Source organism: Bradyrhizobium valentinum (assembly GCF_001440405.1).
Classification (GTDB): Bacteria; Pseudomonadota; Alphaproteobacteria; order Rhizobiales; family Xanthobacteraceae; genus Bradyrhizobium; species Bradyrhizobium valentinum.
Map to the genome: position 1 here is coordinate 175,030 of NZ_LLXX01000101.1, position 19,159 is coordinate 194,188.

Consider the following 19,159-nt stretch of genomic DNA (forward strand, 5'->3'; position numbering starts at 1 on the left):
GCGCGCCAATGACTGCGATGATCGACATCACCAACGCCGAAAAGACCTTCACCATGCATATGCAGGGCGGCGTCGAGCTGCCGGTGGTGCGCGGCGTCTCGTTTCAGGTCGAGCCGGGGGAATGCGTGGTGTTGTCGGGCCCTTCAGGTGCCGGCAAATCCTCGATCCTGAAAATGATCTTTGGCAATTACCGCTGCGATGGCGGCCGGATCGGGATCCGGCACCGAGGCGCGGTGATCGATCTTGTCACGGCCGAGCCGCGGCAGGTGCTCAGTGTGCGCCGCTCGACTATCGGGTATGTCAGCCAATTCCTGCGCGCCGTGCCGCGGGTCGCTACCATCGACGTGGTGGCGGAGCCCTTGATTGCGAACGGATTCGCACGCGCGAAAGCCCGCGAGCAGGCGGGCGCACTGCTGCGCCGCCTCAACATTCCCGAGCGGCTATGGGCGCTGCCGCCGTCGACGTTCTCCGGCGGCGAGCAGCAGCGGGTCAACATTGCGCGCGGGTTCATTTCCGATCTGCCCATTTTGCTGCTGGACGAACCGACCGCCTCGCTCGATGCGGCCAATCGCGCTGTTGTCGTCGAGTTGATCGGGCAGAAGAAGCGACAGGGGGTCGCGATGGTGGCGATCGTCCATGACGACGAAATTCGCCATCTGATCGCCGACCGGATCGTAGACGTGACGTCATTTGCCGCCGCGGCTTGAAGGAAGAGATGTGAAATGACTAGGCCAGAAACTGTCCTCGGTAACGCCCGCATCGTGCTGGCCGATCGCGTGATCGAGCGCGGCTGGGTCGCTTTCGCCGACGGCCGCATCGCCGAGTTCGGCGAGGGAAGCGCGCCGGCAGGCAGCGAAGACGCCGGCGGCGATCTTATCATGCCCGGCCTGATCGAGCTGCACACCGACCATCTCGAAATGCACTATGTACCGCGCCCGAAAGTATTCTGGGATCCGATCGCGGCGGTAGTCTCCTATGACGGGCAGTTGGCCACTTCAGGCATCACCACCGTGCTGGATTCGCTGCGGGTCTGGCGCGAGGACGGCGCCGAGGAGGTTGACGGCAGGGCAGGCGTGCTCGCGGAAGCGATCACATCCGCGCGCGACGCGAACCTGCTCCGGGCCGATCACTTCCTGCACCTGCGCTGCGAAATCCCGATGCCAAGCGTGGTCGAGGAGGCCAAGGAGCTGATTGACCGGCCGGACGTGCGGCTGATGTCGCTGATGGACCATACGCCGGGGCAGCGCCAGTTCCGCGACGAGGTTAAGCTGCGCGACTATTACCGCGGAAAAGGGGGCGGCAGGACCGACGCCGAGCTCGATGCGCTGTTCGAGAAGCGCTTCCACTATCAGAAGGCGTATGCCGCAAGCAACATGCGCGAAATCGTGGCCCTTGCGCATCAATATGAAATTCCGCTCGCCAGCCACGACGACACGACCGAGGAAAACGTCGCCGACGCAATACAGGAACGCGTTTCGGTGGCGGAATTCCCGACCACGATGGAAGCCGCGCGCGGGCTGCACCGGGCAGGCATCGACATTTTGATGGGCGCGCCGAACGTGGTCCGGGGCGGCTCGCACTCCGGCAACATCGCCGCCATCGATCTCGCCCGGGACGGACTTCTGGATATCCTGTCGTCCGACTACATTCCCTCGAGTCTGCTGATGGCCGCGCTGCAGCTGCCGCAGCAGGTTCCGGCGATCGATCTGGCCTCCGCCATCCGCACCGTCACCAAGACGCCGGCTGAAGCCGTCGGCCTTGCGGACCGTGGCGAGATCGCAGCCGGCAAGCGCGCCGATCTGATCCGGGTGCATGTCGCCCGGGGCATTCCGGTGGTGCGCAGCGTCTGGCGAGAAGGGTGGCGGGTCGCATGACGGAGACGCTGATAACCACCACAGATCAAATCGCTGCAATCGGGCCGGGCCGGTTGGTGCTCGTGGTCGGCCCGAGCGGCGCGGGCAAGGATACGCTGCTCGGCCTTGCCAAGGCAGCCTGTGCTGATGATGGCAACGTTGTATTTCCACGCCGCGTGATTACGCGTGAAGCGTCGGCATCGGAGGAAAACGAAGAGGTCAGCATCGGCACGTTTCAGGAAGCATTGACGCGTGGCGAATATGCCATGCATTGGGAAGCCCACGGCCACCATTACGCACTGTCGCGCGCGATCGACGATGAAATCCGCGCCGGGCGAACCATCGTCGCCAACGTATCGCGTACGGTTATTGGCGCAATGCGCCGCGCCTATGCCGACGTGGTGGTGATTTCAATCACGGCGCCGCCGAACGTGCTGGCTGAGCGGATTGCGATGCGCGCACGAAGCAGCGACGGCATGGTCGAAAACCGCCTGCGCCGCACGGTGGAGGATGCCTCGGCTGCACCCGACGTTACCATCGTCAACATCAGCAGCGCCGAATACCATGCCCGCCAGCTTGTGCGCGTGATCAAGGGCGAGAGATGGGACGAATGACAGGAGACCGGAAATGACCGTTGTCGCGACGATCGAGCAACTCGAGGCCATCTACGGCTTTCCGAACGATGCCTCGACCGTGAAGGTCGCGGACAGGGTCACGCCGGCCTATCGGGCGCTGATGGACAAGTCGCCATTTGCTGCGCTGGCGACCTGCGGGCCGGAGGGGCTGGACTGTTCGCCCCGTGGCGACTTGCCGGGCTTCGTTCGTATCCATGACGAGAAGACGCTGATGATGCCGGATCGCCGCGGCAACAACCGCTGCGACTCGCTGCGCAACATCGTGCGCGATCCGAGGGTGGCGCTGTTGTTTCTCATCCCGGGCTCCGGCAGCACGCTGCGCATCAACGGCCGCGCGCATGTCTCGGCCGATCCGGAGCTTCTCGCATCGTTCAAGATGGAGGGCAAGGCGCCGCGCACCGTCATTGTCATCGCGGTGGAGGAGGTTTATTTCCAGTGCGCACGCGCCATCGTACGTTCCGATCTCTGGAATCCCGACAAGCGCGTCGACCCAAGGGCCTTACCGACGCCCGGCCAGATCCTTGCCGAGATGAGCGACAACACCGTCGGCGGCGAGAAGTACGATCGGGAATGGCCGGAACGCGCCCGGCAGACGATGTGGTAGGGCACCGTGCCTGCTCAGCGATGCGAATTTGCGCAGACGATGAGTTCGCATCAGTTGCATCAGGCTAGCGTCGTCGTCAGTGGCCACGCATCATCCCGAGGGAGAATGCAGGCAATTCCCCGGCCGCGGCTTCTGCCCGCGCTTGTCGATGGGCACGTTGCAATTATCGATCCGTTGCTCGTCCATCCACTTCCTGCCCATGCGTTCTTTCCCGGTGAGTGATGGCCCGCTGGCGGGCACAGCCGTTTCAGCGTTTGGTGCGCTTTGGTCAGGCTGCCTGTCCTGCGCAAAAGCGCTCGATGCGACGCACACGGCAAAAAGAAAACTGATCAAACCCAAGTGAACCCTCAAGTGAATCGGTTCCATAGCCGGCCTCGCCAAGAGAACTCGGGCGCCAGATTAAACACGTCAGGATTCGCGTAGCCACCCGGAACCTGCAAGCAATGGGTCAGTTGCCTCTCATCACGTTGTGCGTGCTCCAAGAGAAAGGAGAGCAGATGAAGATGAAACAGCTCATGATTGCTGGTTGCTCCATCCTCGTTTTGAGCGCCGGCGCAGCGTTGGCGGGTCCGTGTGACACGGGCCGTGCCGCCAACCTCAGAGACGCTGGCTCCGGACCGGCGAAGATGGGTGAAAGCCAAACAACGGGTATGGCCAGTAGCACCAGTCAACATCCGCCGACCGATAAGATGAATCAATCGACCGGAGATGTTGCGGCATCTTCGCAGGATACGCAGCGGCAGATGCAAGGCGAGCCGACGGCTGCGCAGCAGGCTGAAGGCGCCAAAGCTGACAGCAAGACCACAGAGGCAGACAAGGATTGCTGAAGGCGCGGAGCCGAAGCCGTGACGGAGTCGCCGCTTCGGCAAGCCCGTCGGCATCTTCACCGGAGTGTCCGTCGTCGAAGACAAACCGAATTCACGAATTGTGGCCGACGACGCATGCGTCGATCCGCCGCTTTCGCTCGCTCATTTTGTCCAAAAGCGAAGTAGGTTTGTCCAAGAGGGAAGTTTCCGGTGTCGGGTGCGTCGGTATACCGTCAACATCCGCTCTTCCGTGCTTGCGCTACGTTCGAGGTCAACCTAGTTTTGATGCCGGTACGAACGTCGTGCCAACACTGCTTGGGAGAAACCCTGATGAGTTGGAAAACTCCGAAGATCGTGGAAGTGTCGGTGGGCATGGAAATCAACATGTACGCCTGCGCGGCGCGTAAATAAGCGCGTCGAAACGGTCTGCCCGGCTCCGGCAACAGCTTGTTGCCGCGGGTCGGGCAAGCTGTACGATCCCCAGAAAATTCCACCGCCTGCAGCAAAACAGGGCGCGGATCCTGCCAAAGTGGTCAGGAATCCCTTGTTGACGGCTGCCGCAAGCCAAGCCGGTCAAGAATCCTCTCGGTTCCGACCTGCATTCCAAGCGTTCCCATGGCTCGCCGATCGTCCCGGCATCATGCTAGGTATGTCCTCGGCCGACTCCGCCGGACTTACCGGTTCAACCCCATGACCCGCTGAATGCGAATATCGACGCGTGCAAAGACCTTCCAGGCGGCGGTCGTGTCTCTTGCAGCGCTGCTGCCGGCCTGCGGCCATGCCGAGAGCGTCGATACCGAGCATCTGTTCGGCTTCATGATCGGCACCGATATCGGCAATGTCGGCGAACGGGAGTTTCAAAGCGAGACGACCGGGCGCTTCGGCAAGAACAGCAGGCGTTACGGGGCCGTAGGCCAGGAGTTCGAACTGGAGTTTGTGCCTGTCCGGAATTTTCGAATCGAGATCGGCAGCACATTTGCGTCACATCTGATCAGTGGCGTGCCGGGTGTTGACGACCAGCGCCGGCTATCGTGGCAGGGCGGGTCGGTCGATCTGCGCTACCGCTTTCTCGATCGGGAAACGGCTCTATTCGGGCTCACGCTCGCGGCGGAAGCGCATGCTCATCGTGTCGATGAGACCACGGCTGAAAGGGTCCGCAGTTTCGGGACGGAGTTCAGGCTGGCATTCGACCGGGAGCTCGTGCCGAACCGCATTGTCGCGGCGTTCAACCTGATCTACGAACCGGAGTGGACGCGCGGTATCGGTAGTGGCGCGATGGAGCTGGAATCCACCGCAGGTGCGGCGCTTGCGATAATGGCGCAGTTGAGTCCGGGTTTCCTGTTGGGCGGTGAAGCGCGTTACTTGCGAAAATATGAAGGGACCGGTTTGGAGGAACTTGCAGGACAGGTGTTATTTGTCGGTCCGACCGCGTATTTCCAACTGTCGAAACGCTCGCGACTGACCGCGAGCTGGAGCGTTCAGGCATGGGGGCGTCCGGCCGGGTCAACGGCCAACCTTGATCTCGTCAATTTCGAGCGCCATCAGGCACGGCTGGTATTTGGCGTTAACTTTTAGGGGGCTGGAGGCCACGTCCGCGGCCCGGTTCCGGCTTGTCACGGGGTAGTGAAACTTTAGGACGCCCGTTACCGTAGCTTTTTGCGTTATCAATCGGGGAGCAACTCAAGGGATATCAGGCATGACTCCAATAGATTTGATCGTGACCGTCTGTGCGGTGCTCTCGCCGACCACCTGCGAGGAAACCCATCTGGTCTTCTCTTCAGATGTTTCGTTACGGCAGTGCACCATGGCTGCGCAGCCCTACATCGCGCAGTGGGTTAGCGAGCATCCGAAATGGACCGCGGTCAAATGGCGTTGCGAGTATCCACGTAACAACCAAAAGGCATTCCAGGACGCCGTGTGGTCCGTAGGCTGAGCTATTCCTACTGCGTCATGAGCTCCTCATGGTGAGGAGCGCGAAGCGCGTCTCGAACCATGAGGCCCGTCTGTGGCCTACATCCTTCGAGACGCCCGCTCCGCGGGCTCCTCAGGATGAGGGTTTAAACGACTGTGACGCAGTAGAGCTATCGTCGGCGGAAAGGCTGTCGCGGCTACTTGTTGCAGTCTTTCAAATCCTTGTCCGCGATCGAAAACACGGCATCGGCCTTGATTTCAATGCCGCGCACAAAGCAATGTTTCGAGCCGCGATAGCCGATCTTGGCGTCATAGCTTCCCGGCTCCACTCCCGTTATGCGCAGGCGCTCATCATGATCGACTTCCTTGTCCTTGTCGTTCAGGGTTTGGTTGGGACCCCAATCGTTCTTTCCGACCGGGGAAAGCTGAAACTCCGAAACGGTCGAGGTGGTCAGGTTCCAGAGCCGGATGCCTTTGCCCTGTGCGGCAAGTTCGCCGGTGCTCGCCAACAACAATGCGACCAAGGCCAGTATCCGTCCCATCAAGCAAATCCTTTCCAAAATGAACCTGGAGCCGTCGCTACCTTATCAGACGGTCACGGTTTTTCGCCCTGTCAAAATTCTTTGCCTGGTCGAGGCCGACTGGATCGGTCAATTTCACTGAAGCGAGATCGGCGCCGTCGAAATCGGTGTTGGTGGCTGTCACACCCGTGAGGTCGGCCCCTCCGAGTTGGGCGCCCTTGAGAGAGGCGCCTGTCAGGTCGGCGCCTTTCAGTGAGGCAAACTCAAGATCGACGCGCGACAGGTCGGCGCCGCGTGCGTTCAGCCTTTCTAGATTGGCGGATTTCAGGATCGCGCGCATCAGGCCCATCGATTGATTGCGCATGTCGGCGCCCAGATTTGCTCCTGCGATTGAAGCTCCGACAAGGCTGGCGCCGGTGAGATCAGCAGCGACGCGCGCGCCCGAAAGATCGGCACCGTCCAGGCGGGCGCGCGCCATCTGCGCAGCGAACAGGTTTGCGCCCTTCAGGCTTGCGCCGGTCAGGTCCGCCTCGAGCAGCCATGCCTGGTCGAGGATGGCACGGTCGAGCCTGGCACCGGCGAGCTTTGTCTTGTTGAGCCGTGCCGCGCGAAAAATCGCGCCGGACAGGCTGAGCCCGGAGAGATCGAGGCCGGACAATCGCTTTCCTGTGAAATCGGCAGGCGCAGCGGTTGTCGCCGCCGCGAGCGCGGCCTCGACCTCGGCACGGGTCATTTCAGCAGAGACCATATCGGGCGATGACAGGTCCACGTGACGCATCATGTCCTGCGCCGTCGCCGTCATGGCGACAAGCGCAAGACCGAGCGCTGCGATTCCGATCGAGCGTTTCATCTCCAACCCACCAATGACGTATCTTAGCACCGGCCTCAAGCGCTGCCTATGAGGCATCCCGCTCGGCGGGAGCGCCGTTGATCCGCCGCATGATGTCCAACGTGATTGCGGCTATCTCGGCGTCGCCGCGCTTGCTGCGCGGTGTGCGGATAGGCAGCTCGGCGAGAACCCGCGCCGGGCGCGGCGACAGCAGAAACAGGCGGTCGCCAAGGCGAACTGCGTCATCCACGTCATGAGTGACCAGCAGGGTTATCACGGAACGGCCACCGATCAACATGGCGATCTCATCGCGCAGACGGGCGGCGAGGGCGACATCGAGCGAGGCCAGCGGTTCGTCGAGAATGAGAAACTCCGGCTCGATGGCGAACGCGCGGGCGAGGGCGACGCGCCGGGCGAGGCCGAGCGATAACTCGCCGGGAAAATGGTTGCGATGTGCCTTCAGTTCCAGAATTTCGAAGAGGGCTGAAAGCTTCGCCTCATTGGCCAGAGGCGCGACAAGTCGCACATTTTCTTCGACCGAGCGCCAGGGCAGCAGCCGTGGCTCCTGGAACACGAACCCGATGCGCGCGCCGGCGGGACGTGAGACGCGGCCTTGAAAGTCGTGGTCGAGGCCGGCGAGAATCCGCAGCATCGTGCTCTTGCCGCAGCCGGATGGACCGACCAGTACACCAACTTCTCCTGCATCAAGTGTAAAGGCCACGCCGGCGATCACGTCGTGCTGTTCGCCCGCCGCGCTTTTGAACGTCTTGCTGGCGATATCGACCTCAAGCCGCACGGGGACGCCACCGGGATAGCCGGGCCTCAAATGGCTGCACCAACAAGGTTTCAATGAGGAGCACGACCGCCGCGAAGCTCAGTGAATAGGCAAGCAATAGCGGAATGTCGAACAACTGGAACGCCACGCCAATCTCGAAGCCAACACCGTTCGGACGTCCGAGCAACTCCGCAACCAGGACGATCTTCCATACCAGGGAAAGTCCTGATCGCGCGGCGGCTGCGATATAGGGCGACAGTTGCGGCAAAATGACGTGCCGGAACTTCTTCCAGCGCGGCAACGCAAAGACGGTCGCCATTTCGTCAAGCGCCGCCTCGAGGGCACGCGCGCCCTCGCGCAGCGTAACGACGGCTGTCGGGAGCTTGTTGATGGCGATTGCCGCAATTGCGGCGACTTCGGTCAATCCAGCCCAGATGTAGGCGAGCACGATGACCACGAGCGCCGGCAGATTGAGCAGCAGGATCAGCCAGGGGTCGCCCAGCCGATCGGCAAGCCGTACCCGGCCCATCAGGTATCCAATTGCGGCGCCCAGCGACATCGCCAGCGTGAAGGCGAGCGTAACGCGCGCCAACGTCAAGCCGAGATGGAAGAATAAGTCACCTGACCTGGCTTCCGCAATCATGACCGTGAGCACGGTGGGTGGAGGTGGCAGCTTCGCGTCACCGGCAAACAGCGAGCCGATCCACCAGGTTGCGAGCAGCACGGCGAATGACAGCAGGCGCGGCACCTTAGCCTCCCGGGATCGCGTGATAGAATGTCCCGGAATCGAGTTCGGGCGCCGGCCCGACAAGTTCGCGGCCGCCGATGTCGGCCAGCACGCGGTAGAGAATGCGCGCGTCGGCTTCTTCGTCGGCGACCGGGCGACGTGGAATTCCCTCCCGATAGCGATCGCGATAGGCGCGCAGCGTTGCGTCGTCGGGAGCGCCGGTCAGTGGCGCAATTTTCTCCCACTCCGCATCCGAGGTCGACAGGATCTCCTTCGCCGCGCGGGTCATGGCGATGAAGCGGGCAATTTTGTCCTGGTTTGCGTTCGCCCATTTTTCGTCGAAGACGTAGCCGATCATCGCGGTGCGGCCCTTGGCGCCGAGTTTCGGCAGCAGATCCTCAATGCCGGCGATGCGGCGGAAACCCTTCGCTTCCAGTCCGGCGCAGAAATTCCAGTAGTTCAAAGTCGCATCCATTTCCCCGCTGAGCGTCTTCGCAGCCAGCAGCGGCGGCGCGCCATAGGCGATCGTCGCCTCCGACTTCAGGTCGATGCCGCTCTGCTTCAACCACGCCAGCAGCAGCAGCCAACTCTTGTCGATCGGGCCACCTGCAACGGCGAGCCTGCGGCCCTTGAGATCGGCCAAGGTCTGGATCGGCGAGGCGGCAGGGACCATCACGGCGCCGAGCGCGCTCGAATAAGGATAGAATGTCAGTTTGGCGCCAAGTCCGCGTTCGCGCGACACCCAAAGCCAGTCGGTGACCACAATGTCGGCATTCCCGGCGCGAAGCGCGATCTTACCCGCCTCGGGGCTCGCCAGTTCGAGAACCTGGACCGAAAGGTTGGCCTGCTTGTCGAGGCCGTGCGCGCGGATCACTGCGAGTTCCCAGGCGAATGTTCCGGTCTTCTGCACCGCAACGCGCAAAGCCTCGGCGCTGCAGCACGTGCCGAGCGAGACAGAAACAATCGTAGCAAGCAGCATGCGAACAAAAAATTTCATGGCGCCTCGAGCCGTTTCCTCGAACGTCTGCTTTTCAGCGGGACAGTCATAGCATAGCTTCCACGATTAGCAGTGGGAGGAAGACGATGACGCTTGTCGGATCGGTACGACGTATTGTCGCCGTGTTGACGGCGCTGATGACGATGGCAGCGCTCGCGCGCGCCCAGGACATCAACGATTATCCGACGTCGGCGCGCGTCGAATACGCGTTCGGCTGTTTGAAAGCAAATGGCGAGACGCGGCGGGCGATCGAGCAATGCTCCTGTTCGATCGATGTTATCGCTTCGCTCGTGCCCTATGAGCGCTATGTCACGGCGGAAACCGTGCTCAGCGTGTCGCAGGTCCGGGGAGATATGGGCGGGCCATTCCGCACATCCGAGCAGGCGGCAAATGCGCTCAACGAACTCAGGCGGGCCCAGGCCGAAGCGGAAGTACGCTGTTTCTGAGGCGCTGCACGCGGTTCGGATCAAATCCCGGAATCGTCGATCTTCCATTCGCGCTGGAAGACGTGTCCCTCGGTATCCTTGGCCTCGGCACGGAAATTTTTCGCGCCATTCGACACGTAGGTGAACCTGATATTGGGATCTTCCGAAATCGAAATGCCGCCTTCCATCGTCAACACCAGGCTGTCGTCCTGCCATAGCCGCAGTTCATTGACGAAGAATGCGGGGACATACAGGTGCGTTACCTGGTCCATCTGCAGGCCGGAATTGTTGGGATGCCCGATCATGATCTGGGCCTCGCGCGCGCCGTTAGCGGGGCCTTCACCGGCCTTTCCGAACTGCCGGTAGCGCATCTGGCCTAATCTGCTCTTGGCTTCGTCGGCATTTTTGGCGGCGGGCGCCGAGCAGCCGCCGGACGCCTTCACATAAGTCTTGGTCATGTAAAGCTTGCCGTCGCTGAGTTCGGCCACCGCATGAACATCGGTGTAATTGTTGACGCGGACGCGGGTGGAGATCTCAGACACTTTGGCGTCCGGCCCGAGCTGGAATTTTGCGGCCATCGGCGCAGGATTCTGGTCGATGACGAGCGTAATGTTCAGCACCTTGCGGCTGTCGCCGGGCGAAAGCTTCGTTCGCAAGGTCACCGGCACAACTGCAGCATCCTCGGCGCGGGACGGCATTTCGATGGCGATCACGTCGCTGCCATCGTTCATCGGACGATTGTTGAAGATGTCCTGAACCAGGCCGGGCCAGGGGTCTGGCGTTGCGGCAAGCGTCAGCGGCGCGCCAAACAGCAGCAAGCCAGCGACACCGAGCAGGCGAAAAAGATATCCGGGCATGCACCACCTTCGCAACGGATGGAGGCAACGAACGCAATGAACGAACGCAATATAGGGCAATGCCCGCGTCATTCCCATTCAATTTCCGAAAATGCTGCGGTTGCGTTGCGGGCGTTGAAGTCGTCGAACAATTCCCATCGGGATCGCTCGGAGCTCGCTGCCGTGCCGGCCGCCGTCGCTATCGGTGCGCCACGGGCGATGAGCCCGCGTACGTCTGAGGCCAGCGTTTCGAGATAGCGGCGCTGGTCGGCGAGGGCGGCCGGCCATCCGCTCACAGCACCGTGACCGGGAACCACGCGCTGCGCGGGCAGCGCGCTGAGTTCACCGATTGCGGCCAGCCAGCCGCGGAGGCTGCCGTCCAGCACAGGCGTATGGGCCAGAAACACCAGATCGCCCGAGAACAGGGTCCCGGTTTTTTCATCGAGTACCGTGAGATCGCAATCGCTATGCGCGGCAGGCCATGCCCGCAAGACGAGGGGTCGTCGCCCGAGATCCAGATTGAGCGTGCCACCGACGAGCAGCGTTGGCGGCACGATGCGAATCTCGTCGATCAACTGGTCGCCCATGGTACGACGAAATGCATCGAGATAGAATTGCCCGCGCGCGGCCAGCGCGCGTGGCAGGTTCGCGTGGCCGACGAAGGTCGTGCCATCCTGCACGAAAGCGCCGTTGCCGAAAACGTGATCGGGATGGCCGTGCGTATTGATGACGTACCGGATCGGCTTGTCGGTCCGGGCACGAATAGCTGCCATCAGTTGTCGTCCCCCGCGAAGGCTGCCACCCGTATCGATCACCGCGACCGCGTCCTCGCCAACGATGAAACTGACATTCGCAATCGCACCGTCGTTCTCACGCGTCATCTGCGCGGTTTGGCCGATGTGCACGAATATGCCATCGGCGACGGAGTTGACGGGCAACTCCCGTTGCTGCGCGAACGCGGCCGTTGCCGTAGCGAGCATCGCCAGCGCGGCAAGGATCAATGCGGGATGAGCCATACTTTGGCCTCCGTCTCACCACGAAGCGCTATCGGCAATCCCATGTTTCATCGTGCCTACGTTTGCGTCGCAGCACAGGCGGCGAGTTCGCTCCGGGGATTATTCCTGTTGCACGCTCCAATTGACAAGCATAGCATTTTGCCTGTCTGCGGCTTCAACGGAACTCCGTTCGTCGAGGTTGCCGATATCTCTCCGAATTTGGCAACCATGGCGGGCCGGAAGTGCAGCAGCTTTCGATGATATATGCCAGACACAAGCGCTGGCTGGCGATTGCAACATTGGCGATACTCGCCGTACTCGTCGGGCGCGATGTCGCTCGCGCGCAGATCAAAGAAGGCGGCGATTTGTCGATCGAGCTCGTCGATCCCAAGGTGCTGCGCGTCTGCGCCGACCCGCACAATTTGCCGTTCTCCAACGACAAGGGCGAGGGATTCGAGAACAAGCTCGCCGAACTGTTCGCCGAGAAGCTGCAGAAGAAGCTGGACTACATGTACTTCCCGCAGGCGACAGGCTTCGTCCGGATGACGCTTGGCGCCCATCGTTGCGACGTCATCATGGGCTTCCCGCAGGGCGACGATCTGGTTCAAGGCACCAATCCCTATTACCGCACCGCCTACGCGCTGGTCGCTAAGAAAGGCAGCGGCCTCGAGGAAGTGACGACGCTGGAAGACGAGCGCCTGAAGAGCAAGAATATCGGCATTGTGGCCGGCACACCGCCTGCCACGAACATGGCGGTCAACGGCCTGATGGCGAACGCCAAACCATATCAATTGATGGTCGATACCCGTTTGGACTCATCAGCGGAGGCCATGATCGCCGACCTGATGTCCGGCAAGATCGACGCCGGCATTCTCTGGGGACCGATGGCGGGCTTCTATGCGAAGAAGGCGAACCCGCCGCTTCACATCACGCCTCTGGTCAAGGAAAAGGCAGGCCCGCGACTGGCGTTTCGTATCGGCTTGGGGGTGCGGGCGGCCGACCAGAACTGGAAGCGGCAGCTCAACCGCCTGATTCAGGAGAACCAGCCCGCCATCAACAAGATATTGCTGGACTACGGCGTTCCCTTGCTGGACGACAACGACCGGCCGATCGGCGCAGAGACCGCAACGAAAGCGCCATGAAGGAAACGCTCGCAGGCCTGGTCCTTGCGGCATTCACATTCATTGTCCCGGCATCAGCGCAGGAAAGGCCTCCTGAGCCCGACGGGTACCGCATGGAAGATTACCGTGCGCCGGTTCCTGCGACCCTTGCGGGCGTGCGTGTTGTGACGACCGCGGAGGCTGCGTCGATCTGGCGAGCCAAGGCGGGCTTATTCATCGACGTAATGCCTCGCGCGCCGAAGCCGCAGAATCTTCCTCACGGCACGGTCTGGCGCGACCAGCCGCGGCTCAACATTCCCGGCAGCATGTGGCTGCCGGACACCGGTTACGGCAAGCTGGCGGCGGCGACGGAAGACTACCTGCGGCGCGGGCTCGTTCGCGCGACGGCGGGCAACAGTAACGCGCTGGTGGTGGTTTATTGTCAGGCCGATTGCTGGATGTCCTGGAACGCGGCGAAGCGAATCCTGACATACGGCTATTCCAATGTGGCGTGGTACCCCGAAGGAACCGATGGCTGGGAGCGCGCCGGCCTGGACCTCGCCGAGTCGCAACCGGAGCCGCGGACAGGTGAGGAGACTTCGTCGCGGCGTTAGAGCATGATCCGGAAAAGCGGATACCGGTTTTCGCTCGGGACAAACGCAAAGCGTTTGCCCGGAGATCACTCTCAAACGATAAGCCAGGGCGTGATGACGATTCGGAGAAGCGGCATCACGCACGACTATTCGATCTCCTGCTGAATCGTTCGTCCGAGAGTAAACAGACGCTGGTCGATCGCCGTCGGCACCTCGCAGACGAATTTGATGACATTCCGCCGGTCTTCGAAGATGCGCGTCTGCCAAACAAGCTGATTGCCGAGGTCGTCGATCTTCGCCTGGTCGGGCGGCGTTTCACTCTGCAGCGCCTGCAAGGCAAGCGTGTCGGCGCGGATCTTGTCCGCCGCCTCGCGCTGCTTGCGGGTGACGCGCTCCAGCCCGTTCATAACCTGGGAGCGCTGGGCATTGAGGGATTCGAACAGTCCGGCAAATAGCAGTTTTCCGCTTGCGGTCTTGTCGGCGGCACCGCTCAGATACTCCGTAATCGCCTTTTGTGCTTCCTCGAGCGGGGTCCGCCTTGCCGCCAGCTTCGCGACCAGCGCGCTGACTTTGGCATCGTCCTTCCACTTGCCGGAGACGTCGTCGAGCGGCGGGCCTGCCCACACGGCGGCAAGGGAAATCTCGGGCACCTTGGCCTGGGTGCACGGCCAGTCCGGATAGCGGGGATCGGCGGCATGGCCGGGCGTGGCCGTCGCTGTAATGGCAAGCCATGCTGCGATCGCGATCCGATATTTCATGCCTCGCCTCCAGCCGGTCCGCGGCGGATCAGGCCGCGCGATGGATCGTATGCCAAGATTGCGCCGACCATGAAGGCGATCGTACAGCCTCCCACCACCGCGAGCGCGATCCAGTTCATTTGTCCGTACAGCGCGAAACGTATCAGCTCCACGGCGTGCGTGAATGGATTGAACAGGCAGACATAGTAAAGCATCGGGCTGCTCTCCAGGATACGCCACAGCGGATAGAGCGCTGAGGAAGCGAAGAACATCGGAAAGATGACAAAGTTCATCACGCCCGCAAAATTCTCAAGCTGCTTGATGCCGGAAGAGATCAGCATGCCCAACGCGCCGAGCATCAGGCCCGACAGGACCAGCGCCGGCAGCACCGTCAGATAGCCGGCCGGCGGCGGTGCGATATCCCAGAACCAGGCGATCAACAGGAAGGCATACACCTGAAGTAGCGAGACCGCGGTTCCCGCCAGAAGCTTGCAGGACAAGAGAAACCATCGCGGCAGCGGGCTCACCAGCAAAGTCCGCATATTGCCCATCTCGCGGTCATAGACCATGGAAAGCGAGGACTGCATGCCATTGAAGAGCTGGATCATCGCCATCAGGCCGGGCGCGATGTAGACCTCATACAGAATGTAGGTCTCGTACGGTGGGATGATGGAAAGGCCGAGCACCTGACGGAAGCCGGCGGCGAAGATGAACAGCCACACCAACGGCCGCACCAGCGCCGAGACGAAGCGTTCACGCTGATGCAGGAAGCGAAGCGCCTCGCGCCACACAATGCCGTTCAGGCAGGTGAGATACTGGGTGAGCGAGAAGCCGCTCCTGATTGGCCTTATGGTTGTCGCGGATATCACGATGATGGGCTCCCGCCCTGTGCGGTGGAGCCGGTCAGCCGCATGAACGCCGTGTTGATGTCGCTGCCGCCGGCGTCGGCGATAACCTGCGCCACCTTGCCTTGGGCCAGTACCCGGCCCTGATGCAGGATGACGAGGTCATCATTCGAGCCGATCTCGTCGAACAGATGCGTCGCCCACAACACGCTGATTCCCTGTTCGGTAACGAGTTGGCGGACGTGGTTGAGGATGTCGGCGCGCGCCTTGACGTCGAGGCCGACGGTTGCCTCGTCGAGCAGGAGCAGGCGCGGGCGATGCAGCAGCGCCCGCGCGATTTCCAATCGTCGCATCTGGCCGCCGGAGAGGTCGCGCACCTTGCTGCCGGCGCGGTCGTCGAGGCCGATGCGTGCCAGCACCTCGCGGCTGCGTACGCGGGCATCGCGCCTGGCGATGCCATGCAAGGCGGCGTGATAAAGCAGGTTCTGCGTCACCGAAAGATCGAGATCGAGCGTGCGAGGCTGAAACACCACGCCGAGCAACCGTAATGCTTCGCCGGGCGCATGCGCGACGTCATGGCCGAAAATTCCGATATGTCCGCGCTGGATTCCGAACAGCCGCGTGATCAGCGAGAACAGGGTGCTCTTGCCGGCGCCGTTCAGGCCAAGCAACGCCGTGAAACTTGCCGGTGCGACGGTGAAGCCGATGTCGATCAGCGCATGCCGGGCGCCATAGGAATGGCTGACGCCGTCGATCGACAATGCAGGCATCTCCGCGGCTGCGGGCCGGGAAGGGATGTCCTGCGTGTTCTGACCGGCGGAAAATGCGTCAGTGGCCGTCATGGTTGTGCAATCGTGACACCCCAGGGCAGTTCGCCGACCTGGACCGTCTTGATGACCTTTTGCGCGGCGACGTCGATCACCGAGACGTCGTTCGAAACGCCATTGGTGACCATCAGATATTTCTCGTCCGGGGTGAATGCCATATGCCACACCCGTTGCCCCACCAGCAGATATTTGGTGACCTTGTGGCTGGTGGCATCGACGACCGCGACGCGATTGGCAGGGCCGAGCGCGACGAAAGCGGTCTTGCCGTCTTTGGTCATGCCGATGCCGACCGGCTGGATGGCCTCGCTCCGCAAGCCGGGAATGTCGAATGCAATCTTCTTCGTCACCTCCCGCTTGACCGGATCGATCACCGAAACGGTGCCGCCGATCTCCGAGGATACCCACACTTCGGAATTGTCACGCTTGAACTCGGCGAAGCGCGGGCGCGCATCGACCAGCACGTTGGCGACGATTTGGTGCGTCTTGGTATCGATGAAATGCGCCATGTTGGTCGTCTCGGACGTATTGATCAGGATTGCGCCATCCGGGCTGATCGCCATGCCCTCCGGCTCAACGCCGACCTGAATTTCGCCGAGACGCGTACGCTTCTCGACATCGATGATGGTCACCGTGTTGTCGTTTTCGTTGGCGACGTAGAGCATCTTGCCGTCGGCATCGAGGGCGAACAGTTCGGGATCCGGGCCGGAGGGCAGGGTGTCGACGACCTCTTGCTTGGCAACGTCGATGACCTGAATGCTGTCGTCGTCGCCGACAGCCACGAACACAAACTTGCCATCCCTGGTGAACTCGATGCCGCGCGGCCGCTGGCCGACCTTGATCGTCTTGGTGACGGTCCAACTGTTCGTATCGATCACAGATACGGTATTGCTTTTCTCGTTGGAGACATAGGCGATGAAGGCCGAGGCGGGGGTCGCCAGCGCAAGCCAGGCAGTCATTCCGAAAATCAGGCACCACTGCCACATACGCAATTTCTCCTCGTTCAACGCAGCTTGCATTTGGTTTCCGGCCGATCGGCGCCAAGCGTGTCAAGCTCCGACACCTGGTGCAGGAATCCCTCCTGCGGCGAAACCGAGACCACCATACGTCCATCGACCAGCAGGATCGGCTGACGAAGCTGCCAATTCCAGTCCCGCAGCGTCAGCCGCCGGCCCTTGAACGCTGCAATGGAAAAGTCGGGTCCCTTAAGGAAATCCGATACCGCCTTTGAATCGCCAGACTTGGTGCGCGACGCTGCTTCGCCGATCATACGCGCTGCCGTCCATGCCTGCATGTCCAGTGCGGTCATGTGTCGCGAATTCAATTTTGCAAACCGGTTCTGGATCTGGATCGCGCCCCATTGATCCTGCGCGGCGTGCCAACTGGTTGGAACCAGCCCGGCTGAGCCTGCGACCGGCCGCGGGTCCCAGGTGCGGTAGGGCAGGTAGGACGCGAATACCTCGCTTTCGTCAGCAGCGACGAGGACGTCGTAGGCGGGCGCCTGCTGGGTGAATACCGGCATTTGTCGCTGGATCAAGGTGACCCCGCTGTCGGTACGGCGGGCGCCGCCGGTATCCTCGAAAGTGCGTTCCTGAACGATCTTGGCGCCAAAGCGCGTCGCTGCGCGGCGCAATGCGTCGGCGTACAATCTGTCCTGATCATGCGAACCGACAACGAACAGCCAGCGCTTCCATTGCTTCCACACCAGATATTGGGCGAGGGCATCGGCCAGCATCGAGCGCGTCGGCGCGACATGGATCACGTTGCTGCGGCAATCCTGCTCGCGCAACCGGTCGTCGATCGCGCCGGCATTTAATAGCAGCGTTCCGCGATCGCGAAGCGCGTCGGCCGCCTTCAATAAATCGCCCGCCGGAAGGTCGGCAATGATGAAGCCGGTGCGTTCGGCAAGCGCTGCTGCTGCCTTCGCGACGTCCTCATTGTCCTTGAGCCGGACTTCCTCCAGCGTGAAATGCTGATTGAGGAATTTTCCCGTGGTGTTGTTGTCCTCGATGGCAAGGCGCGCGCCGGCAAGGCCGTCGTTCTCGGCCGGCAGTTCGACCAGCGACAATTTCGGCTTGACGCCGGCGCGGCCGAGATAGCCGACGCCGATCTCGATGGGGTCCGCCGCGAGCACGGGGGTAGCCGCGATGCTCAAGCCGATCGCAGCAACCAACCATCGGATCATGGCTCCTCCCTGACAGGTCTTCTCGACTTCGCCGCACGAGGACCTTTGGCTTGAACCATGACCAAATTGGCTTGGCTTGCAACCCAATTCTCCGTTGGGGCGGCATCACGCCGCTTCAGCCCTTCAGGCGCTCGGCGTGCCAGCGCAGATGATCGGCCATGAATGTGGAGATGAAATAGTAACTGTGGTCGTAGCCGGGCTGCCGGCGCAGGGTGAGGGGGATCTTGGCCTTCTCGCACGCGCCTTGCAGCAGTTCCGGGCGGAGCTGTTCCGTCAGAAACTGATCGGCATCGCCGTAGTCGACCAGCAGATCGGACAATCTGGCGCCGTCCTCGATCAGCGCAACCGCATCGTGCTTGCGCCATGCTTGCTTGTTGTCGCCGAGATAGCCGCCGAGCGCCTTGATGCCCCATGGCACCTGCGAGGGCGCGACGATCGGCGAAAACGCGCTGGCCGCACGATAGCGGTCGGGATGGCGCAGCGCGACCGTCAGCGCGCCGTGACCGCCCATGGAATGACCAAGAATGGATTGTCGATTGGGGTCGACGGGAAAATTTTCGGCGACCAGCTTCGGCAGCTCTTCCGTGACATAGCTCCACATGCGGTAATTGCGGGCGAACGGCTCCCGCGTCGCATCGACATAGAAGCCGGCGCCAAGCCCGAAATCATAGGCATTGGCAGGATCGCCGGGCACGCCTTCGCCGCGCGGGCTGGTGTCGGGCGCAACGAAGATCAATCCAAGTGCGGCGCAGGCGCTGCGGAATTCGCCCTTTTCCGTCACGTTGGCGTGGGTACAGGTCAGGCCGGAGAGATACCAGACCACCGGCAGCCTGGAGCCATCGGCATGCGGAGGGACATAGACCGAGAAAGTCATGTCGGTCCGGGTTTCGCGGCTGGCGTGTCGATAGACGCCCTGCGTTCCGCCGTATGACGTGTTGAGTGAAACGGTCTGCATGGTCAT

At 61.9% G+C, this 19,159-nt stretch carries 25 protein-coding genes; 12 read left to right on the top strand and 13 right to left on the bottom strand.

Annotation, left to right across the window (positions count from 1 at the left end):
• Positions 1-8: 8 nt before the first annotated feature.
• The 9 genes from phnL (at position 9) to CP49_RS15920 (ending at position 5,831) form a co-directional block, all read left to right on the top strand.
• Positions 9-707 carry a phosphonate C-P lyase system protein PhnL gene (gene phnL / locus CP49_RS15890; RefSeq protein ID WP_057851148.1) on the top strand — a complete coding sequence of 233 codons (699 nt, stop codon included), beginning with the start codon at positions 9-11 and terminating at the stop codon, positions 705-707.
• 15 nt (positions 708-722) lie between these two features.
• Complete coding sequence (locus tag CP49_RS15895) at positions 723-1,874, top strand: alpha-D-ribose 1-methylphosphonate 5-triphosphate diphosphatase (RefSeq protein WP_057851149.1); 1,152 nt, start codon at positions 723-725, stop codon at positions 1,872-1,874.
• Positions 1,871-2,467: a phosphonate metabolism protein/1,5-bisphosphokinase (PRPP-forming) PhnN gene (gene phnN, locus CP49_RS15900; protein ID WP_057851150.1), complete on the top strand. Its 597-nt coding sequence runs from the start codon at positions 1,871-1,873 to the stop codon at positions 2,465-2,467. Before CP49_RS15895 ends, phnN begins: the two co-directional genes overlap by 4 nt.
• Positions 2,468-2,480: 13 nt before the next feature.
• The gene (locus tag CP49_RS15905; protein WP_057851151.1) at positions 2,481-3,092 is read left to right on the top strand and encodes a pyridoxamine 5'-phosphate oxidase family protein; all 612 of its coding nucleotides are present in this window, start codon (positions 2,481-2,483) and stop codon (positions 3,090-3,092) included.
• A 148-nt stretch (positions 3,093-3,240) separates the two neighbouring features.
• A complete protein-coding gene (locus tag CP49_RS44680; RefSeq protein ID WP_156438464.1) occupies positions 3,241-3,435 on the top strand; it encodes a hypothetical protein in 195 nt (64 codons plus the stop codon).
• 154 nt (positions 3,436-3,589) lie between these two features.
• Positions 3,590-3,919, top strand: a complete 330-nt coding sequence (locus tag CP49_RS15910) for a hypothetical protein (protein WP_063791706.1) — start codon at positions 3,590-3,592, stop codon at positions 3,917-3,919.
• A 309-nt stretch (positions 3,920-4,228) separates the two neighbouring features.
• A complete protein-coding gene (gene pqqA, locus CP49_RS42835) occupies positions 4,229-4,309 on the top strand; it encodes a pyrroloquinoline quinone precursor peptide PqqA (protein WP_035728097.1) in 81 nt (26 codons plus the stop codon).
• A gap of 405 nt (positions 4,310-4,714) precedes the next feature.
• Positions 4,715-5,473, top strand: coding sequence for a hypothetical protein (locus CP49_RS15915; protein WP_245310703.1), 759 nt, complete (start codon positions 4,715-4,717; stop codon positions 5,471-5,473).
• 121 nt (positions 5,474-5,594) lie between these two features.
• Entirely contained in the window at positions 5,595-5,831 is a 237-nt protein-coding gene (locus tag CP49_RS15920; protein WP_057851154.1) for a hypothetical protein, read from the top strand.
• Between the two features lie 175 nt (positions 5,832-6,006).
• Here CP49_RS15920 and CP49_RS15925 read toward each other — a convergent pair whose 3' ends face one another.
• Genes CP49_RS15925 through CP49_RS15945 form a run of 5 tightly spaced genes read right to left on the bottom strand, consistent with a single transcriptional unit; the run spans position 6,007 to position 9,640 of the window.
• Positions 6,007-6,351, bottom strand: coding sequence for a hypothetical protein (locus CP49_RS15925; protein ID WP_057851155.1), 345 nt, complete (start codon positions 6,349-6,351; stop codon positions 6,007-6,009).
• 37 nt (positions 6,352-6,388) lie between these two features.
• Positions 6,389-7,180 carry a pentapeptide repeat-containing protein gene (locus CP49_RS15930; RefSeq protein WP_057851156.1) on the bottom strand — a complete coding sequence of 264 codons (792 nt, stop codon included), beginning with the start codon at positions 7,178-7,180 and terminating at the stop codon, positions 6,389-6,391.
• A 46-nt stretch (positions 7,181-7,226) separates the two neighbouring features.
• A complete protein-coding gene (locus tag CP49_RS15935; RefSeq protein ID WP_057851157.1) occupies positions 7,227-7,955 on the bottom strand; it encodes an ABC transporter ATP-binding protein in 729 nt (242 codons plus the stop codon).
• Positions 7,945-8,682, bottom strand: a complete 738-nt coding sequence (locus CP49_RS15940) for an ABC transporter permease (RefSeq protein WP_057851158.1) — start codon at positions 8,680-8,682, stop codon at positions 7,945-7,947. The genes CP49_RS15935 and CP49_RS15940 overlap by 11 nt, the downstream gene beginning before the upstream one ends.
• 1 nt (position 8,683) lies before the next feature.
• Entirely contained in the window at positions 8,684-9,640 is a 957-nt protein-coding gene (locus tag CP49_RS15945) for an ABC transporter substrate-binding protein (protein ID WP_245310708.1), read from the bottom strand.
• Between the two features lie 104 nt (positions 9,641-9,744).
• Here CP49_RS15945 and CP49_RS15950 point away from each other — a divergent pair, with 104 nt between their 5' ends.
• Positions 9,745-10,104, top strand: a complete 360-nt coding sequence (locus tag CP49_RS15950) for a hypothetical protein (RefSeq protein ID WP_057851160.1) — start codon at positions 9,745-9,747, stop codon at positions 10,102-10,104.
• A gap of 20 nt (positions 10,105-10,124) precedes the next feature.
• Here the strand turns inward: CP49_RS15950 and CP49_RS15955 are convergent, their stop codons facing one another.
• Together CP49_RS15955 and CP49_RS15960 are read right to left on the bottom strand one after the other, a co-directional pair.
• On the bottom strand, positions 10,125-10,940 hold the full coding sequence (locus tag CP49_RS15955; protein WP_057851161.1) for a quinoprotein dehydrogenase-associated SoxYZ-like carrier: 816 nt from the start codon (positions 10,938-10,940) through the stop codon (positions 10,125-10,127).
• 68 nt (positions 10,941-11,008) lie between these two features.
• Positions 11,009-11,935 (bottom strand): quinoprotein relay system zinc metallohydrolase 2, encoded by a 927-nt coding sequence (locus CP49_RS15960; RefSeq protein ID WP_057851162.1) that lies wholly within the window; start codon positions 11,933-11,935, stop codon positions 11,009-11,011.
• A 236-nt stretch (positions 11,936-12,171) separates the two neighbouring features.
• Here CP49_RS15960 and CP49_RS15965 point away from each other — a divergent pair, with 236 nt between their 5' ends.
• Both CP49_RS15965 and CP49_RS15970 read left to right on the top strand, forming a co-directional pair.
• A complete protein-coding gene (locus tag CP49_RS15965) occupies positions 12,172-13,056 on the top strand; it encodes a substrate-binding domain-containing protein (RefSeq protein WP_057851210.1) in 885 nt (294 codons plus the stop codon).
• Positions 13,053-13,628: a PQQ-dependent catabolism-associated CXXCW motif protein gene (locus tag CP49_RS15970; RefSeq protein WP_057851163.1), complete on the top strand. Its 576-nt coding sequence runs from the start codon at positions 13,053-13,055 to the stop codon at positions 13,626-13,628. Before CP49_RS15965 ends, CP49_RS15970 begins: the two co-directional genes overlap by 4 nt.
• Before the next feature lie 125 nt (positions 13,629-13,753).
• Here the strand turns inward: CP49_RS15970 and CP49_RS15975 are convergent, their stop codons facing one another.
• The 6 genes from CP49_RS15975 to fghA form a co-directional block, all read right to left on the bottom strand.
• Positions 13,754-14,365, bottom strand: a complete 612-nt coding sequence (locus CP49_RS15975) for a hypothetical protein (RefSeq protein ID WP_057851164.1) — start codon at positions 14,363-14,365, stop codon at positions 13,754-13,756.
• Complete coding sequence (locus tag CP49_RS15980) at positions 14,362-15,210, bottom strand: ABC transporter permease (protein ID WP_082646048.1); 849 nt, start codon at positions 15,208-15,210, stop codon at positions 14,362-14,364. The genes CP49_RS15975 and CP49_RS15980 overlap by 4 nt, the downstream gene beginning before the upstream one ends.
• A complete protein-coding gene (locus tag CP49_RS15985) occupies positions 15,210-15,959 on the bottom strand; it encodes an ABC transporter ATP-binding protein (protein ID WP_156438469.1) in 750 nt (249 codons plus the stop codon). The genes CP49_RS15980 and CP49_RS15985 overlap by 1 nt, the downstream gene beginning before the upstream one ends.
• 68 nt (positions 15,960-16,027) lie before the next feature.
• Complete coding sequence (locus CP49_RS15990) at positions 16,028-17,032, bottom strand: YVTN family beta-propeller repeat protein (protein ID WP_082646042.1); 1,005 nt, start codon at positions 17,030-17,032, stop codon at positions 16,028-16,030.
• On the bottom strand, positions 17,017-18,198 hold the full coding sequence (locus CP49_RS15995) for an ABC transporter substrate-binding protein (RefSeq protein WP_057851168.1): 1,182 nt from the start codon (positions 18,196-18,198) through the stop codon (positions 17,017-17,019). The genes CP49_RS15990 and CP49_RS15995 overlap by 16 nt, the downstream gene beginning before the upstream one ends.
• A 115-nt stretch (positions 18,199-18,313) precedes the next feature.
• Positions 18,314-19,159, bottom strand: coding sequence for an S-formylglutathione hydrolase (gene fghA, locus CP49_RS16000; protein WP_057851169.1), 846 nt, complete (start codon positions 19,157-19,159; stop codon positions 18,314-18,316).

What these genes read in the sequence shown, in the direction of transcription:
- CP49_RS15950 (WP_057851160.1), top strand. Translation starts at nt 9,745, where the DNA reads ATGACGCTTGTCGGATCGGTACGACGTATTGTCGCCGTGTTGACGGCG.
- pqqA (WP_035728097.1), top strand. Translation starts at nt 4,229, where the DNA reads ATGAGTTGGAAAACTCCGAAGATCGTGGAAGTGTCGGTGGGCATGGAA.
- CP49_RS15990 (WP_082646042.1), bottom strand. Translation starts at nt 17,032, where the DNA reads ATGCAAGCTGCGTTGAACGAGGAGAAATTGCGTATGTGGCAGTGGTGC.
- CP49_RS15895 (WP_057851149.1), top strand. Translation starts at nt 723, where the DNA reads ATGACTAGGCCAGAAACTGTCCTCGGTAACGCCCGCATCGTGCTGGCC.
- CP49_RS15920 (WP_057851154.1), top strand. Translation starts at nt 5,595, where the DNA reads ATGACTCCAATAGATTTGATCGTGACCGTCTGTGCGGTGCTCTCGCCG.
- CP49_RS15985 (WP_156438469.1), bottom strand. Translation starts at nt 15,959, where the DNA reads ATGCCTGCATTGTCGATCGACGGCGTCAGCCATTCCTATGGCGCCCGG.
- CP49_RS15905 (WP_057851151.1), top strand. Translation starts at nt 2,481, where the DNA reads ATGACCGTTGTCGCGACGATCGAGCAACTCGAGGCCATCTACGGCTTT.
- CP49_RS15995 (WP_057851168.1), bottom strand. Translation starts at nt 18,198, where the DNA reads ATGATCCGATGGTTGGTTGCTGCGATCGGCTTGAGCATCGCGGCTACC.
- CP49_RS15965 (WP_057851210.1), top strand. Translation starts at nt 12,172, where the DNA reads ATGATATATGCCAGACACAAGCGCTGGCTGGCGATTGCAACATTGGCG.
- phnN (WP_057851150.1), top strand. Translation starts at nt 1,871, where the DNA reads ATGACGGAGACGCTGATAACCACCACAGATCAAATCGCTGCAATCGGG.
- CP49_RS15910 (WP_063791706.1), top strand. Translation starts at nt 3,590, where the DNA reads ATGAAGATGAAACAGCTCATGATTGCTGGTTGCTCCATCCTCGTTTTG.
- CP49_RS15955 (WP_057851161.1), bottom strand. Translation starts at nt 10,940, where the DNA reads ATGCCCGGATATCTTTTTCGCCTGCTCGGTGTCGCTGGCTTGCTGCTG.
- CP49_RS15960 (WP_057851162.1), bottom strand. Translation starts at nt 11,935, where the DNA reads ATGGCTCATCCCGCATTGATCCTTGCCGCGCTGGCGATGCTCGCTACG.
- fghA (WP_057851169.1), bottom strand. Translation starts at nt 19,159, where the DNA reads ATGACCATGCAGACCGTTTCACTCAACACGTCATACGGCGGAACGCAG.
- CP49_RS15915 (WP_245310703.1), top strand. Translation starts at nt 4,715, where the DNA reads ATGATCGGCACCGATATCGGCAATGTCGGCGAACGGGAGTTTCAAAGC.
- CP49_RS15975 (WP_057851164.1), bottom strand. Translation starts at nt 14,365, where the DNA reads ATGAAATATCGGATCGCGATCGCAGCATGGCTTGCCATTACAGCGACG.
- phnL (WP_057851148.1), top strand. Translation starts at nt 9, where the DNA reads ATGACTGCGATGATCGACATCACCAACGCCGAAAAGACCTTCACCATG.
- CP49_RS44680 (WP_156438464.1), top strand. Translation starts at nt 3,241, where the DNA reads ATGGGCACGTTGCAATTATCGATCCGTTGCTCGTCCATCCACTTCCTG.
- CP49_RS15925 (WP_057851155.1), bottom strand. Translation starts at nt 6,351, where the DNA reads ATGGGACGGATACTGGCCTTGGTCGCATTGTTGTTGGCGAGCACCGGC.
- CP49_RS15930 (WP_057851156.1), bottom strand. Translation starts at nt 7,180, where the DNA reads ATGAAACGCTCGATCGGAATCGCAGCGCTCGGTCTTGCGCTTGTCGCC.
- CP49_RS15970 (WP_057851163.1), top strand. Translation starts at nt 13,053, where the DNA reads ATGAAGGAAACGCTCGCAGGCCTGGTCCTTGCGGCATTCACATTCATT.
- CP49_RS15945 (WP_245310708.1), bottom strand. Translation starts at nt 9,640, where the DNA reads ATGCTGCTTGCTACGATTGTTTCTGTCTCGCTCGGCACGTGCTGCAGC.